This is a genomic window from Delftia lacustris (assembly GCF_040267515.1).
GTDB lineage: Bacteria > Pseudomonadota > Gammaproteobacteria > Burkholderiales > Burkholderiaceae_C > Comamonas > Comamonas tsuruhatensis.
The window spans coordinates 6,621,983-6,636,535 of the sequence record NZ_CP141274.1 but is presented as its reverse complement, the minus strand read 5'-3'; the positions used below and the strand labels follow the sequence as shown (position 1 = coordinate 6,636,535).

The 14,553-nt window shown below is 68.1% G+C and carries 13 protein-coding genes and 1 pseudogene; 8 read left to right on the top strand and 6 right to left on the bottom strand.

Features of this window, described 5'->3' with window-relative positions; genetic code table 11:
• Positions 1 to 53: 53 nt before the first annotated feature.
• Positions 54 to 842, bottom strand: coding sequence for a nucleotidyltransferase family protein (locus U6958_RS31805; protein WP_061287286.1), 789 nt, complete (start codon positions 840 to 842; stop codon positions 54 to 56).
• 117 nt (positions 843 to 959) lie between these two features.
• On the opposite strand from U6958_RS31805, the gene tkt reads away from it, so the two are divergent.
• The 3 genes from tkt (at position 960) to U6958_RS31790 (ending at position 4,627) form a co-directional block, all read left to right on the top strand.
• The gene (tkt, locus tag U6958_RS31800) at positions 960 to 3,005 is read left to right on the top strand and encodes a transketolase (protein WP_074920862.1); all 2,046 of its coding nucleotides are present in this window, start codon (positions 960 to 962) and stop codon (positions 3,003 to 3,005) included.
• Between the two features lie 109 nt (positions 3,006 to 3,114).
• The gene (gene gap / locus U6958_RS31795; RefSeq protein ID WP_012202871.1) at positions 3,115 to 4,116 is read left to right on the top strand and encodes a type I glyceraldehyde-3-phosphate dehydrogenase; all 1,002 of its coding nucleotides are present in this window, start codon (positions 3,115 to 3,117) and stop codon (positions 4,114 to 4,116) included.
• Between the two features lie 151 nt (positions 4,117 to 4,267).
• Complete coding sequence (locus tag U6958_RS31790; RefSeq protein WP_016449831.1) at positions 4,268 to 4,627, top strand: tRNA-binding protein; 360 nt, start codon at positions 4,268 to 4,270, stop codon at positions 4,625 to 4,627.
• 12 nt (positions 4,628 to 4,639) lie between these two features.
• Here U6958_RS31790 and U6958_RS31785 read toward each other — a convergent pair whose 3' ends face one another.
• The 4 genes and pseudogenes from U6958_RS31785 to U6958_RS31775 all read right to left on the bottom strand — a co-directional run bounded on the left by U6958_RS31785 (position 4,640) and on the right by U6958_RS31775 (position 7,890).
• Positions 4,640 to 5,614 carry a tripartite tricarboxylate transporter substrate binding protein gene (locus U6958_RS31785; RefSeq protein ID WP_016449830.1) on the bottom strand — a complete coding sequence of 325 codons (975 nt, stop codon included), beginning with the start codon at positions 5,612 to 5,614 and terminating at the stop codon, positions 4,640 to 4,642.
• Positions 5,611 to 6,282, bottom strand: a complete 672-nt coding sequence (locus U6958_RS33370) for a M20/M25/M40 family metallo-hydrolase (protein WP_404997197.1) — start codon at positions 6,280 to 6,282, stop codon at positions 5,611 to 5,613. Before U6958_RS33370 ends, U6958_RS31785 begins: the two co-directional genes overlap by 4 nt.
• A 62-nt stretch (positions 6,283 to 6,344) precedes the next feature.
• Positions 6,345 to 6,803: pseudogene (locus tag U6958_RS33365) on the bottom strand (amidohydrolase); the annotation flags it as partial.
• A 193-nt stretch (positions 6,804 to 6,996) separates the two neighbouring features.
• The gene (locus tag U6958_RS31775) at positions 6,997 to 7,890 is read right to left on the bottom strand and encodes a LysR family transcriptional regulator (protein ID WP_016449828.1); all 894 of its coding nucleotides are present in this window, start codon (positions 7,888 to 7,890) and stop codon (positions 6,997 to 6,999) included.
• Between the two features lie 140 nt (positions 7,891 to 8,030).
• On the opposite strand from U6958_RS31775, the gene dkgB reads away from it, so the two are divergent.
• On the top strand, positions 8,031 to 8,852 hold the full coding sequence (gene dkgB, locus U6958_RS31770; RefSeq protein WP_074920861.1) for a 2,5-didehydrogluconate reductase DkgB: 822 nt from the start codon (positions 8,031 to 8,033) through the stop codon (positions 8,850 to 8,852).
• A 157-nt stretch (positions 8,853 to 9,009) separates the two neighbouring features.
• On the top strand, positions 9,010 to 10,689 hold the full coding sequence (locus tag U6958_RS31765; protein WP_074920860.1) for a long-chain-fatty-acid--CoA ligase: 1,680 nt from the start codon (positions 9,010 to 9,012) through the stop codon (positions 10,687 to 10,689).
• A gap of 68 nt (positions 10,690 to 10,757) precedes the next feature.
• On the opposite strand, the gene U6958_RS31760 is transcribed toward U6958_RS31765, so the two are convergent.
• Positions 10,758 to 12,203, bottom strand: coding sequence for an L-lactate permease (locus tag U6958_RS31760; RefSeq protein WP_074920859.1), 1,446 nt, complete (start codon positions 12,201 to 12,203; stop codon positions 10,758 to 10,760).
• A 143-nt stretch (positions 12,204 to 12,346) separates the two neighbouring features.
• Here U6958_RS31760 and U6958_RS31755 point away from each other — a divergent pair, with 143 nt between their 5' ends.
• The 3 genes from U6958_RS31755 (at position 12,347) to U6958_RS31745 (ending at position 14,531) form a co-directional block, all read left to right on the top strand.
• A complete protein-coding gene (locus U6958_RS31755) occupies positions 12,347 to 12,838 on the top strand; it encodes an Lrp/AsnC family transcriptional regulator (RefSeq protein ID WP_016449824.1) in 492 nt (163 codons plus the stop codon).
• A gap of 81 nt (positions 12,839 to 12,919) precedes the next feature.
• On the top strand, positions 12,920 to 13,510 hold the full coding sequence (locus tag U6958_RS31750) for a TetR/AcrR family transcriptional regulator (protein ID WP_013804518.1): 591 nt from the start codon (positions 12,920 to 12,922) through the stop codon (positions 13,508 to 13,510).
• A 136-nt stretch (positions 13,511 to 13,646) separates the two neighbouring features.
• Positions 13,647 to 14,531: an NAD(P)-dependent oxidoreductase gene (locus U6958_RS31745; RefSeq protein WP_074920858.1), complete on the top strand. Its 885-nt coding sequence runs from the start codon at positions 13,647 to 13,649 to the stop codon at positions 14,529 to 14,531.
• The last annotated feature ends 22 nt before the right edge of the window (positions 14,532 to 14,553 follow it).

Below are 14,553 nucleotides of genomic sequence, written 5' to 3'. Positions count from 1 at the left end.
CACCAGCGGGCGCCCCAGGCCAACGTGCCAGGCCGGCGTGTCAGTCCGACGTCTCAGGCGGCTGGCGTGTTGAGCCGCTGCAGCCGCTCGGGCGTGCCCACGTCGGTCCAGCGCCCGGCATACAGGCTGGCGCTCACCTGGCCGGCGGCCATCGCCCGGCGCAGCAGCGCCACCAGCGGCACGCGCCAACCGTCGGGGTTGCCGGGCGGGATGTCGCACCAGGGCGCGGCAAACAGCTCGGCGCGCAGCAGTGCGATCGTGCCGTAGGTCTGGCGCGGGCGGGCATCTCCCTCGGGCCAGTCGCAGGCCAGGCCCAGTTCGTCCACGCCGAAGTCGCCACGCCGATGGTGCTCGGGGTTGGGCACCAGCCACAGATGGGCCAGCCGTCCGCTGGCGGCAAATTCGCGGGCCGCCTCGAACGGGAAATCAAAGTCGGGCGCGTAGACATCGCCGGCCGCCAGCCAGAACACCGTGTCCAGAAGCGGCAGCGCGCGCGCAATGCCTCCCGCGGTCTCCAGCGCCTGCTCGGGCTCGGGGGAATAGGCCAGATGCAGCGGCTCGCCACCTGTGTCGGGCGCGAAGCGCGCCCCGAAGCGCGCGGGAATCTGCTCGCCCAGCCAGCCCGTGTTGACCACGGCGCGGCGCACGCCGGCCTGCGCAAGGGCCTGCAGGTGGTGCTGCAGCAGCGGCCGGCCCTGCACCTGCAGCAGCGGCTTGGGGCAGGTGTCGGTCAGCGGCCGCATGCGCTCGCCACGGCCTGCGGCCAGCAGCATGGCCGGTGGCTGCTCGGTGAGGAAAAGCGCCTTGGCGGCGGGGAACGGCTGGATGGGCGAGGCGGTCATGGAGCGCAACTGTAGACCATTGCCAGCGGCCATTGCCCCGCGCGCGGGAGCCGAAAACCCGCGTCCTTTAAAATAGCCGGCTTACTCTGATTACCCCCTCCTTCACGGAGCGCCCTGATGGCCAACACTCAACAAATGGCGAATGCGATCCGCGCACTCGCAATGGATGCCGTTCAACAAGCCAACTCCGGCCACCCCGGCGCCCCCATGGGCATGGCCGACATGGCCGTGGCACTGTGGAGCCGTCACCTCAAGCACAACCCCGTCAACCCGCAATGGGCTGACCGTGACCGCTTCATCCTGTCCAACGGCCACGGCTCCATGCTGATCTACGCGCTGCTGCACCTCACGGGCTACGCGCTGCCGATCGACGAACTCAAGAACTTCCGCCAGCTGCACAGCAAGACGGCCGGCCACCCCGAAGTGGGCATCACCCCCGGCGTGGAAACCACCACCGGCCCGCTGGGCCAGGGCATCACCAATGCCGTGGGCTTCGCGCTGGCCGAAAAGCTGCTGGCCGCCGAGTTCAACCGCGCAGGCCACGCCATCGTCGACCACCACACCTACGTGTTCCTGGGTGACGGCTGCCTGATGGAAGGCATCAGCCACGAGGCCGCGGCCCTGGCCGGCGCCTGGAAGCTGGGCAAGCTGGTGGCGCTGTACGACGACAACGGCATCTCCATCGACGGCAAGGTCGCCCCCTGGTTCATCGACAACACGCCCGCCCGCTTCGAAGCCTATGGCTGGAACGTGGTGCGCGACGTGGACGGCCACAACGTGCAGGCCATCGATGCCGCCATCGCCGCCGCCAAGAAGAGCAGCGACAAGCCCACGCTGATCTGCTGCAAGACCAGCATCGGCAAGGGCTCGCCCAACCGCCAGGACACGGCCAAGGCCCACGGCGAGCCCCTGGGCGCCGAGGAAATCGCACTGACCCGCGCGGCCCTGGGCTGGGAGCACGGCCCCTTCGACATCCCCGCCAGCGTCTACGGCGACTGGGATGCCAAGGCCGCCGGCGCCAAGGCCGAAGCGGCCTGGAACAAGAAGTTCGCCGCCTATGCCAAGGCCTTCCCCGAACTGGCTGCCGAATTCAAGCGCCGCATGGCCGGTGACCTGCCCGCCAACTTCGGCGAGATCGCCGCGCAGATCGCCTCCGACGCGCATGACGCAGGCGCCACCGTGGCCAGCCGCAAGGCCAGCCAGCTGGTCCTGGAAGGCCTGACCGCAGCCCTGCCCGAACTGCTGGGCGGCTCGGCCGACCTGACCGGCTCCAACCTGACCAACACCAAGAGCACGCCTTCGCTGCGCGTGGACGACAAGGGTGCCGTGGTCCTGACCGAAGACGGCAAGATCGGCCGCCACATCAACTACGGTGTGCGCGAGTTCGGCATGGCCGCCATCATGAACGGCATCGCCCTGCATGGCGGCTACATCCCCTACGCAGGCACCTTCCTGACCTTCAGCGACTACAGCCGCAACGCCATCCGCATGGCCGCGCTGATGAAGCAGCGCGTGGTCCATGTCTTCACGCACGACTCCATCGGCCTGGGCGAAGACGGCCCCACCCACCAGTCCATCGAGCACGCCGCCTCTCTGCGCCTGATCCCGGGCCTGGATGTCTGGCGCCCTGCCGACACCACGGAAACCGCCGTCGCCTGGACCGTGGCCCTGAGCCAGAAGAACAAGCCCACGGCCCTGCTGCTGTCGCGCCAGAACCTGGCCTACGCAGCCAAGACCGAAGACGCGCTGGACGACATCGCCTGCGGCGCCTACGTGCTGTCCGAACCCAAGGCCGTCGGCCTGAACAAGAAGGCCCAGGCCGTCATCATTGCCACCGGCTCCGAAGTGCAGCTGGCCCTGGCCGCCCAGAAGCTGCTGGCCGAGCGCAAGGTCGCCGTGCGCGTGGTCTCCATGCCCAGCACCACCACCTTCGACAAGCAGGACGCCAAGTACAAGAGCCAGGTGCTGCCGGCCAACCTGCCGCGCATCGCCGTGGAAATGGGCGTGACCGACTTCTGGTGGAAGTACGGCTGCGCCGCTGTCGTCGGTATCGACACCTACGGCGAATCGGCCCCAGCGCCCGTGCTGTTCAAGCACTTCGGCTTCACGGCCGAGAACGTGGCCGACACCGTGCAGGCTGCGCTGCAGCGCGCCGGCAAGTAAAGCTGCGAGAAGGGGCCTGTGGCCCCTTTTTGCCGCCCTCCAGGCCCGGCCTGGCCCTCACCGTTTCAGTTTTTCCGTTTTTCGCAATCCGTCAATCCAAGAGGCAAATATGACGATCAAGATCGGTATCAACGGCTTCGGCCGCATCGGCCGCATGGTGTTCCGCGCTGCCGTGCAGAACTTCAGCGACATCGAAGTCGTGGGCATCAACGACCTGCTCGAGCCCGACTACCTGGCCTACATGCTCAAGTACGACAGCGTTCACGGCCGCTTCAAGGGTGAGGTCTCGGTGGAGGGCTCCAACCTGATCGTCAACGGCAAGACCATCCGCCTGACGCAGGAGCGCGACCCCGCCAACCTGAAGTGGAACGAAGTCGGCGCCGACATCGTGATCGAGGCCACCGGCCTGTTCCTGACCGACGAGACCGCACGCAAGCACCTGGCTGCCGGCGCCAAGAAGGTCATCATGTCCGCGCCTTCCAAGGACAGCACCCCGATGTTCGTCTTCGGCGTGAACTGCAAGACCTACGCTGGCCAGGACGTGATCTCCAACGCCTCCTGCACCACCAACTGCCTGGCTCCCGTGGCCAAGGTGCTCAACGACAAGTGGGGCATCAAGCGCGGCCTGATGACCACCGTGCACGCTGCCACCGCCACCCAAAAGACCGTGGACGGCCCCAGCAACAAGGACTGGCGCGGCGGCCGCGGCATACTGGAAAACATCATTCCCTCCAGCACGGGCGCAGCCAAGGCCGTGGGCGTGGTGATTCCCGAGCTCAACAAGAAGCTGACCGGCATGTCCTTCCGCGTGCCCACCTCCGACGTGTCGGTGGTGGACCTGACGGTGGAGCTGAACAGCGAAGCCAGCTACGAAGAGATCTGCGCCGAAATGAAGGCCCAGTCGCAAGGCGCGCTCAAGGGCGTGCTGGGCTACACCGAAGACAAGGTCGTGGCCACGGACTTCCGCGGCGAGTCCTGCACCTCGGTGTTCGATGCCGAAGCCGGCATCGCCCTGGACAAGACCTTCGTGAAGGTCGTGTCCTGGTACGACAACGAGTGGGGCTACTCCAACAAGTGCCTGGAAATGGTGCGCGTGGTCGCCGCCAAGTAATCCTGGCGTGAACCGCTGCGGGGCCTGTCGAGGGCCTCGCACCAGGCCGGCATCGGACGCGATGCCGGCCTTTTTCATGGCGGACAGTGTGCCCCGGCACTGCAAGCGTTGCTCGACAATGCCGGCACCGGCGGCGCGGCATCATGGCCGCATGACTACTTCATCCGCATTGCACGAGACCATTGGCTTTGACGACTTCCTCAAGGTGGAGCTGCGCGTGGGCCGCATCGTGGACGCCCAGGTGTTCAAGGAGGCGCGCCGCCCCGCCTATGTGCTGCAGGTCGACTTCGGCCCGGCGCTGGGCCTGCGCAAGTCCAGCGCCCAGATCACGGCGCTGTACCGGCCCGAGGAACTGATAGGCCGCCAGGTGGTGGCTGTGCTGAACTTTCCCAGCAAGCAGATCGGGCCCATGCGCTCGGAATGCCTGGTCACGGGATTCCACAACGAGAACGGCGAGGTGGCGCTGTGCGTGCCCGACCGCGAGGTGCCGCTGGGTACCAAGCTGCTGTGACGGCCTGGGTGACTATTCGATGCGCACGTCGGCCGCCTTGACGATGCGCCCGGACGCTTCCCAGTCGTCCTTGAGCAGGCGCTGGAATTCGGCGGCCGGCAGGGTGGCGGCTTCCACGCCCACGCGGGCCAGGCGCTCCTGGACCACGGGCTCGGCCAGCACCTTGCGCACGGCGGCGTTGATGCGCTCCACTTCGGCGGGCGGCGTGCCGGCCGGTGCCAGCAGGCCCAGCCAGGAGTCGAAGGCATAGCCGGGCACGCCGGACTCGGCCACCGTGGGCAGATCGGGCAGGAAGCGCGACCGTTGCTGGCCCGAGTAGGCCAGCAGTTTGACGCGCGGGTCCTTCTGGAAGGCCAGCATGCCGATGGTGGCGCCCGTGACCAGCTGCACGCGGCCGGCCAGCAGTTCGGTCGTGGCGTCGCCCGTGGATTTCATGGGGATGTGCTGCAGCTTGACGCCCGCCTGCGCGGCCAGCGAGGCCGAGGCCAGGTGCGAGGCGCTGCCATTGCCGGCCGACGCATAGTTGAGCTGGCCGGGCTGGGCCCTGGCGCGCTGCAGCAGCTCGCCCAGGGTCTGCACGCCCGAGGCGGCCGGCACGCCCACCACATAGCCCGTGCGGCCCAGGAAAGACACGCCCACGAAGTCCTTGAGCGGGTCATAGGGCAGCTTCGCGTACAGATGGCCGGCCAGGTTGTGGCTGGCCGCAGCCAGCACCAGGGTGTTGCCGTCCGGCGCGGACTTGGCCACCTGGGCCGTGCCCACGCTGCCACCCGCGCCCGCCCGGTTTTCCACCACCACGGTGGCGCCCAGGGCCTGGCCCAGTTCATTGCTGAAGGTGCGTGCCACCGTGTCCTGCGTGGCGCCCGCGCCGAAGGGCACGACGATGCGGATCACGCGTTCGGCATGCACGGCCGGTGCCAGTCCCAGGGCCAGGGCTGCTGCCAGCAGAACGCGGCGGGTGACGGGAGAAGGGTGAGAGGTTTTCATGGGGAAGTTTCCTGGGTGACGGCAAGCCACCGCTCCACCAGCCGCACGAAGTAGCTGGCGCCGATGGCAAGGATGTCGTCGTTGAAGTCGTAGGAGCGGTTGTGGATCAGGCAGGGGCCGTCGCCATGGCCGGGCAGTCGGTGATCGCCCTGGCCGTTGCCGATGAAGGCGTAGCAGCCGGGGCGCGCCTGCAGCATGTGGGCGAAGTCCTCGGCCGCCAGCACGCCGGGGAACTGCGTGTCCACGGCGTCGTCGCCCGCGATCTCGCGCATCACGGCGGCGGCGAAGGCGGCCTCGGCCGCGTGGTTGACCAGGGGCGGCGAGGCGCGCCGGAAATGGATCTCGGCCCTGCAGCCATGGGCCAAGGCCGTGTGCTCGGCCTGGCGGCGCAGGGCGGCTTCGAGGATGTCCAGCGCCGCCACGGAGAAGGTGCGCACCGTGCCGCCCACCCAGGCGCTGTCGGGAATCACGTTGGGCGCGTCCGAGCCCTGGATCTGCGTGACCGCCAGCAGTGCGCGTTCGCGCGAATCCACATGGCGCGCGACCAGGGTCTGCAGCTGCTGGGCCAGATCAATGGTGGCGGCCACCGGATCGGTGCCCGTGTGCGGCAGCGAGGCATGCGTGCCCTGCCCATGCAGCACGATGCGGAAGGTGTTGCTGGAGGCCATGAGCGCGCCCGGGTTGAGAAGCTGCCCACGCGGTCCAGCGCGAAGTTGTGCAGTGCGAAGACCGCATCGCAGGGGAAGCGCTCGAACAGGCCTTCGTCGATCATCCTGCGTGCGCCGGCCTTGCCCATCTCTTCGGCGGGCTGAAAGATCAGGTGCACCGTGCCCGCGAAGTCGCGCGTGCGTGCCAGATGCCAGGCCGCGGCCAGCAGCATGGTGGTGTGGCCGTCATGGCCGCAGGCATGCATGCGGCCTGCGTGCTGCGAGCGGTGGGCGAACCGGTTTTCTTCCTGCAGCGGCAGCGCATCCAGGTCGGCGCGCAGGCCGATGGTGCGCGTGCCGTGGCGTGCGTACGTATGCCTGCCGTGCACCACGCCCACCACGCCCGTGCCGGCCAGGCCGGTGTGCACCTCCACGCCCCAGGCGGCCAGGCGTTCGGCCACGATGGCCGAGGTGCGGTGTTCCTCGAAGCCCAGCTCAGGGTGGGCATGCAGGTCGCGCCGCAGGGCCACGAAGGGCGCCATGTCGGCAAAGCTTTCGATCAGGTGGGGCAAGACGGTCTCCGGCCGCAGCCGGCCCATGCCTGCTGCGGCGAATCCCGGATTCTGTAAAACCGCCAGCCCTGCGGCAACGAAGCAAAACGCATATGCATGCGCCCTGCATGCACAAGCCGAACGGGCCGATCAAGCCGTTCAGGCGGACGTCGTCACAGGGCCCTCAGGACTGCGCCATGCGCTGCGCGAGAAAGTCCAGGAAGGCCGTGATGCGCGCGGCCAGCGCCGTGTTGCGGTAGTAGACGGCGTGGATGGGCTGGCGCTGCTGCACGGTCTCGCGCGCCAGCACCTGCACCAGCTCGCCCTGGGCGCGATCGCGCACGGTCATGAAGTCGGCCAGGCAGACCACGCCCTGGCCGGCCAGGGCCAGCTGGCGCATGGTCTCGCCGCTGGAGGCCGTGAGCTGGGGCGCGGCATCCCAGCGGTCGCCGCCCTCGGGCGTGCGCAGCGGCCAGTGGTTCAGGCCCGGCACCTGGCTGTTGCCGATGCGCTGGTGGCGCGCCAGCGCGGCCACGCTCGCCACGGGGCCATGGGCCTGCAGGTAGGCGGGGCTGGCCAGCACGCGCAGCAGGCTGTGGCACAGCAGCCGCGCATGCAGCGTGGAGTCGCGCAGCTCGCCGATGCGGATGGCGATGTCGGTGCGCTGGGCCAGCAGGTCGATGTGCAGGTCATCGGTGTTCAGCTCCAGCGTGATCAGCGGATAGAGCGCGCGGAACTCACCCACCAGCGGCACGATGGCATGCAGCATGAAGGGCGAGGCCGCGTTGACGCGCAGCAGCCCGGCCGGCGCCTCACGGCGCGCGGCCAGTTCCTCCTCGGCCGCGTCCAGGGCCTGCAGCACCTCGCGCGTGCGGGCCAGGAAGCGCGCGCCTTCCTCGGTCAGCTCCAGGCTGCGCGTGGTGCGCCGCACCAAGGTGGTGGCCAGCTTTTTCTCCAGGCGCGACAGGCTGCGGCTGATGCCCGAGGTGGTCTGTCCCAACTGCTCGGCCGCCGCCGTGATGCTGCCGCAGTCGATCACGGCGCGAAAGGCCTGCAACTCGTCCAGGGTGGTTTTCATGGGGTGCCAGCTTGGCGCAATTGTTGCTGCAGCGTCAAATATTTTCTGCTGATACCAGGCTTTATCTGCAAGCGTGAACGCGCCAGACTGCAGTCTTCGAGGCGTTGTTCCGCGCCTTTTTTCCTTTTTGAAAGACCTGCATGACATCGACTGCCTCTCTCGCTTCCGTGGTGCCCGCCTTCGGCCTGGGCACCTTCCGCCTCAAGGATGAGGTGGTGCGCCACTCCGTGGGCCAGGCCCTGGAAGTAGGCTACCGCGCCATCGACACCGCCCAGATCTACGGCAACGAGGCCGATGTGGGGGCCGCCATCGCCGCCAGCGCCGTGCCGCGCGATCAGCTGTTCCTCACCACCAAGATCTGGACCGAGAACCTGTCCGCCGACGCGCTGATCCCCAGCCTGGAGCGCAGCCTTGAAGCCCTGCGCACCGACCATGTGGAGCTGACGCTGATCCACTGGCCTTCGCGCAGCGTGCCGCTGGAGGACAGCCTGGGCGCCCTCATGCGCGCCAGGGAGCAGGGGCTGACGCGCCACATCGGCGTGTCCAACTTCAACATCGCGCTGCTGCAGCAGTCCATCGCCGCCGTGGGCGCCACGAACATCGCCACCAACCAGATCGAGCTCAGCCCCTATCTGCAAAACCGCGCCGTCACCGACTTCGCACGCCAGCAGGCCATTCACACCACCTCGTACATGACGCTGGGCTACGGCAAGCTGCTGGCCGATCCCGTGCTGGCCGACATCGCCGCCGCCCGCGGCGCCACGCCCGCCCAGGTGGCGCTGGCCTGGGCCATGGCCATGGGCTATGCCGTCATCCCCTCGTCCACCCGGCGCGCCCACCTGCAGGCCAACCTGGACAGCTGCCAGCTGGTGCTGGGCGCCGAAGACATGCAGCGCATCGCCGCGCTGGAGCGCGGCGACCGCCAAGTCAGCCCTGACGGACTGGCTCCCGCCTGGGATTGAATGGGGCTGTGATCAGGGGCCTGGGCGGCCCGGCGAGCTTTGACCTGGAGCAACGCAATGCGGACCCTAGGGGTAGTACTAGGGTTATCACAGTATCGAACGACCGTGCTTTTTATGAGAATGCACGATTAGTCGAGACAACCAGGAGACAAGCAGCATGAGTGACCGCCCATGGCTGGGTGCCTATCCGGCAGGTGTGCCCGCCGACATCGATCCCTCCCAATACCCTTCGCTGGTGGCCCTGATGGAGGAGGCCTTCAGCCGCTACGCGGACCGTGTGGCCTATTCCTTCATGGGCAAGGAGCTGACCTACTCCCAGGTCGATGCGCAAAGCCGCGCCTTCGCTGCCTATCTGCAAAGCCTGGGCCTGGCCCGCGGCGACCGCGTGGCGCTGATGATGCCCAACGTGCCCCAGTACCCCGTGGCCGTGGCCGCCGTGCTGCGCGCCGGTTTCGTGGTGGTCAACGTCAACCCGCTGTACACGGCGCGCGAGCTGGAGCACCAGCTCAAGGACTCGGGCGCCAAGGCCATCGTCATCATCGAGAACTTCGCCCATACGCTGCAGGCCTGCAAGGCCGCCACTCCGGTGCAGCACATGGTGCTGTGCACCATGGGCGACCAGCTGGGCATGCTCAAGGGCGCCATCGTCAATTACGTGGTGCGCAAGGTCAAGAAGCTGGTGCCGCCGTTCTCGCTGCCAGGGGCCGTGCTCTTCAACGACGCGCTGGCCAAGGGCATGCGCTCGCCCTTCCAGGCGCCGCAGCTGCAGGCCTCCGACATGGCCCTGCTGCAGTACACGGGCGGCACCACGGGCGTGAGCAAGGGCGCGGTGCTGCTGCACAGCAACATCATCGCCAACGTGCTGCAGTCCGAGGCCTGGAACCAGCCCGCCATGGGCAAGGTGCCGGCCGGCGAGCAGCCCACCAGCATCTGCGCGCTGCCGCTGTACCACATCTTCGCCTTCACGGTGAACATGATGCTGTCCATGCGCACGGGCGGCAAAACCATCCTGATTCCCAATCCGCGCGACCTCAAGGCCACGCTCAAGGAGCTGTCCACGCAGCGCTTTCACAGCTTCCCGGCCGTGAGCACGCTGTTCAACGGCCTGGCCAACCACCCGGACTTCAACACCGTGGACTGGTCGCACCTGAAGGTCTCGGTCGGCGGCGGCATGGCGGTGCAAAGCGCCGTGGCCCAGCTGTGGCTGCAAAAGACCGGCTGCCCCATCTGCGAGGGCTACGGCCTGTCGGAGACCAGTCCCTCGGTCAGCTGCAACCCCGTCACCTCCACCGAGTTCTCGGGCACCATCGGCGTGCCCCTGCCCAGCACCTGGATGAAGCTCGTCGATGACGAAGGAAACGACGTGACCACCATCGGCGAGCGCGGCGAGGTCGCCATCAAGGGCCCGCAGGTCATGGCCGCCTACTGGCAGCGCCCCGACGAAACCGCCAAGGTCTTCACCGCCGACGGCTACTTTCGCACCGGCGACATCGGCACCATGGACGAGCGCGGCTACTTCAAGATCGTGGACCGCAAGAAGGACATGGTCCTGGTCAGCGGCTTCAACGTCTATCCCAATGAAGTGGAGGACGTGGTCTCCAACTGCCCCGGCGTGCTCGAATGCGCCGTGGTCGGCGTGCCCGACGAGAAGACCGGCGAGGCCGTCAAGCTGGTCATCGTGCGCAGGGACGACAGCCTCACCGAACAGGCCGTGCGCGACTTCTGCCACGACAACCTCACGGGCTACAAGCGGCCCCGCGTGATCGAGTTCCGCACCGAACTGCCCAAGACCCCGGTCGGCAAGATCCTGCGCCGGGAGCTGCGCGACAGCAAGTAACGCGGGCGGCTTGCCGTGTTTGCAAAGAGGCGCTGCGGCGCCTCTTTTCATTGGGAGGGAACACGTCTTCAGAACACGCCCGGACCCGCCAGGGCCAGCGCCGCCAGCGCCACGGCCGCCGTATTGAGGCAGGCCAGCGCAAAGCCGAAGCGCACCAGCTCGCCTTCTTCCTGCGCGGTGGTCCGTGCCAGGCCCAGCACCAGCATCACGATGGACAGGGAGCCCAGGGCCGCATGCCCGGCGGCGCTGTTGTGCACGGCGGCCAGCAGCAGGCGCGAGGACTCGGGCAGCAGGGCGATGGCGGGCATGAAGATCGCGTTGCCGCCCACGTTGGAGCCCGTCATGTAGCCGGCCAGCGCACCGAAGGCGGCCACGATGGGCGCCAGGGCCGCAGGCGCCAGCTCGGCCAGCATCTGCGCCAGGCCGGACAGGAAACCGGCCTTGACCATCATCTGGGACATCGCCAGGAAGAAGAAGATGGTCAGCAGCGGGCGCTTGGCGCGGGCGGCCAGTGCACCAGCCAGGGCAACGCCACGGCCGGCCCCGCGCGCCAGCAGCAGGGCCAGCACCAGGGTCAGCGCCACGCCCGGGGAGGCCAGCGGCTTCCAGGCCACCTGGGCGCCCTGCACGATCCAGCGCTGGTCCCACTGCGTGGCCAGGGCCAGCAGCTTGAGCAGCACGATGGCAAGGGCGAGCGCCAGATACGGCCAGGCCTGTCGCGGCCAGCCGGGTGCCGCCTGGGCCGTTCCGCGCAGCAGCAGTGCGCGTACCAGCATGCCCAGCGCCACCGCAAAGCCTGCGCCCACGCCCGCCACCTCGGGACCCAGCCAGCGGCTGATGCCATGCAGCACGCCCACGAACAGCAGGCCAAAGCCGCCCAGCAGCAGCCAGGCCCGCGCACCGCGCTCGCCTGCCAAGTGCAGGGACAGGGCGCCCAGCACCAGGAACACCGGCGCGCTGGTCAGCGAGGACACAGCGGCCAGCGCCGCCGCATCCACATGGGCCAGCGAGGCTCCGATCACCGTGGCCAGGCCCAGCGTGCCCCAGGGCATGATGGCCATGCCCGCCAGCGCCATGCGCAGCGCGGCGCGCCGCTCGAACAGGCTCAGCAGCAGCGGCACGGTGGCGATCAGCGACACGCCAAAACCCGTCATCGCCTCCAGCAGCGGCGCCAGGCCCAGCACGATGAACACCACCTGATCGGCGGGTCCCAGGCCCAGCGAGCGCACCCACTGGCTCAGCGCCTGGTTGACACCCATGCGTTCGATGAGGATCACGAAACCCAGGCCCGGCACGATCACGAAGGCCGTGCTCAGGAACAGCACGCCCGTGTCGCGCGCTGCGGCCAGGGCGGCGCCGGAAGCGGCGGTGCCCTTCGCCATCCAGGCATCGACCAGCCACAGCAGGGCGACCAGCGCCGCCCCGGCCATGGCCGCCTGCACAGGCGGGCGGCGCAAAACCATGAGCATGGACATCACAAGAAACACGGGAGACAGGTGGAGCAGGGTGGCCATGGGATGGGCTTTCTCGGCAGGCAGGTCCGCATGCGTTGGATGCGGAAAACGACGAAATACTATTTCGCGACACCTGTTTTTTGGTCTCTGAATTGAGGGTGTTTGCGAGAAAATTTCTCACCCTCCAAAAGTCCTCGCTTCCCATGACCAAGCACACCGCCCACCCTGCACACCTGGCCGACCTCGACGGCTTCGACCGCGCCATCCTGGCCATCGTCCAGCGCGACAGCACGGTGCCGCTGCGCCTGCTGGCCGAGCAGGTCAACCTGTCCACGGCCGCCGTGCAGCGCCGGCTCAAGCGCATGCAGGCCGAGGGCGTGATCACCGGCCAGGCCGCCACCGTGGACCCCACGCGCGTGGGCCGGCCCATCACCATCATCGTGGAGGTCATGACCGAGCGCACCAGCATCGATGCGCTCAACGCCATGAAGTCGCACTTCGCCGTGCCCGAGGTCCAGCAGTGCTACTACGTCACGGGCGAGGTGGACTTCGTGCTCGTCCTCACCGTGGCCACCATGCAGGAGTACGAGGCGCTGGCGCGGCGCCTGTTCGCCGAGAACCCCAACGTCAAATGGTTCAAGACCATCGTGGCGCTGGACCGCGTGAAGGTCGGGCTGGAAATTCCCTGCGAGTGAAGGCCCTTTGGCGCAATCTTGACAGCCGCCAAACGGCCGCCTACATTGAATGGAATGATCGTTCCAATTCAATGAGCCACCATGCGCACCAAGGACTTCGACCCCGATGACATTGCAGACGCCGCCATGCAGGTGTTCTGGCAGCGCGGCTACGCGGCCACCTCGGTGCAGGACCTGGTGGACGGCACGGGCCTGTCGCGCAGCAGCCTGTACGGCACCTTCGAGAACAAGCAGGGGCTGTTCCAGCATGCGCTGCGCCGCTATGAGGCCGTGACCACCTCCAACGTGGAACTGCTGTCCGGCCCGGGACGCGCCCGGGACCTGGTGCGGCAGCTGCTGCTGCGCATCGTGCAGGACGAATTGAGCGATGCCGGGCGCCGGGGCTGCCTGGTCGCCAATGCCGCGCTGGAGCTGGCCGGCCATGACGAGGCCGTGGCCGAGAGGGTGGCCGGCAACTTCCAGCGCCTGCAAAAGGCGCTGGAAAAGCTCATCCTGCGCGGCCAGCAGGAAGGCGATATCACCGACAGCAAAAAGCCGCGCGCCCTGGCGCGCTTCGTCCTGAACACCGTGCAGGGCCTGCGCGTGCTGGGCAAGGGCAGCAGCGCGCCGCAGCGCCGCCAGTGCCTGATGGATGTGGTCGACGTGGTCGACATGGCGCTGCAGGCGCAATAGCCGACCACCCGCCACCCGCCGCGCGCATGTCGTGCCGTTGCGGGTTTTTATTTTCCTTGAATTGGAATGATCGTTCCAGTAATGCGGATCTCAGTTTTCCGTGTCTGTTTCACTCTCTCATCACCCAGGAGCTCCCATGCATACAAACCTTCAAACCACCATTGCGGTGCTCGGCACGGGCCTGATCGGTGCGCCCGTCGCGCGCAACCTGCAACGCAAGGGCTTCACCGTCCGGGCCTGGAACCGGACGGCCGCCAAGGCCCAGGCCCTTGCGGCCGACGGTGTTCAGGCCTGTGGCGACGCGGCCGACGCCGTGCGTGGCGCCCGCATCGTCGTCACCGTGCTCAAGGACGGGCCGGCCGTGCTGCAGGCCATGCAGGCTGCAGCGCCCGCATTGCAGCCGGGCACACTGTGGCTGCAACTGAGCACGGTGGGTGTGGACGCCATCGCGCCGCTGGCGCAGTTCGCCGATCGGCATGGCCTGGTGTTCTACGACTGCCCCGTGCAGGGCACGCGCCAGCCGGCCGAGCAGGGCCAGCTGGTCATCCTGGCCGCAGGCCCGCTGGCGCAGCGCGGCCAGGTGCAGCCGGTGTTCGATGCCATTGGCAAACGCAGCCTGTGGATTGCGCAGCAGGCAGGCGCCGCCAGCCGGCTCAAGCTGGCGCTCAACCACTGGGCCTTCGCACTCACGCATGGCCTGGCCGAAAGCCTGGCGCTGGCCAAGGGGCTGGACATAGAACCGGCCCTGGTGGTCGATGCCGTCACGGGCGGGCCCATGGACAGCGGCTTCTTCCAGGCCAAGGCCGCTGCCATGCTGTCAGGCCGCTACGACGCCAGCTTCACCGTGGCCAATGCCGTCAAGGACGCGCAACTGGTGGCCGATGCCGCCGCCGGCGCAGGCCTGCTGCTGGATGGCGCCCAGGCCGGGCTGCGCCGCTTCGAACGCGCGCTGGCCGCCGGGCATGGCGACAAGGACATGGCGGCATCCCACCTGGCATCCTATCCAGCCTCCCATGCCTGAGATGCGCAGCAAGGACAAGGCA

Excerpts from the sequence above, each read along its gene's own strand:
- U6958_RS31775 (WP_016449828.1), bottom strand. The coding sequence starts at position 7,890 with ATGAAAACCACCCTGGACGAGTTGCAGGCCTTTCGCGCCGTGATCGAC.
- dkgB (WP_074920861.1), top strand. The coding sequence starts at position 8,031 with ATGACATCGACTGCCTCTCTCGCTTCCGTGGTGCCCGCCTTCGGCCTG.
- U6958_RS31790 (WP_016449831.1), top strand. The coding sequence starts at position 4,268 with ATGACTACTTCATCCGCATTGCACGAGACCATTGGCTTTGACGACTTC.
- U6958_RS31805 (WP_061287286.1), bottom strand. The coding sequence starts at position 842 with ATGACCGCCTCGCCCATCCAGCCGTTCCCCGCCGCCAAGGCGCTTTTC.
- U6958_RS31750 (WP_013804518.1), top strand. The coding sequence starts at position 12,920 with ATGCGCACCAAGGACTTCGACCCCGATGACATTGCAGACGCCGCCATG.
- U6958_RS33370 (WP_404997197.1), bottom strand. The coding sequence starts at position 6,282 with ATGGCCTCCAGCAACACCTTCCGCATCGTGCTGCATGGGCAGGGCACG.
- U6958_RS31760 (WP_074920859.1), bottom strand. The coding sequence starts at position 12,203 with ATGGCCACCCTGCTCCACCTGTCTCCCGTGTTTCTTGTGATGTCCATG.
- gap (WP_012202871.1), top strand. The coding sequence starts at position 3,115 with ATGACGATCAAGATCGGTATCAACGGCTTCGGCCGCATCGGCCGCATG.
- tkt (WP_074920862.1), top strand. The coding sequence starts at position 960 with ATGGCCAACACTCAACAAATGGCGAATGCGATCCGCGCACTCGCAATG.
- U6958_RS31785 (WP_016449830.1), bottom strand. The coding sequence starts at position 5,614 with ATGAAAACCTCTCACCCTTCTCCCGTCACCCGCCGCGTTCTGCTGGCA.
- U6958_RS31765 (WP_074920860.1), top strand. The coding sequence starts at position 9,010 with ATGAGTGACCGCCCATGGCTGGGTGCCTATCCGGCAGGTGTGCCCGCC.
- U6958_RS31755 (WP_016449824.1), top strand. The coding sequence starts at position 12,347 with ATGACCAAGCACACCGCCCACCCTGCACACCTGGCCGACCTCGACGGC.
- U6958_RS31745 (WP_074920858.1), top strand. The coding sequence starts at position 13,647 with ATGCATACAAACCTTCAAACCACCATTGCGGTGCTCGGCACGGGCCTG.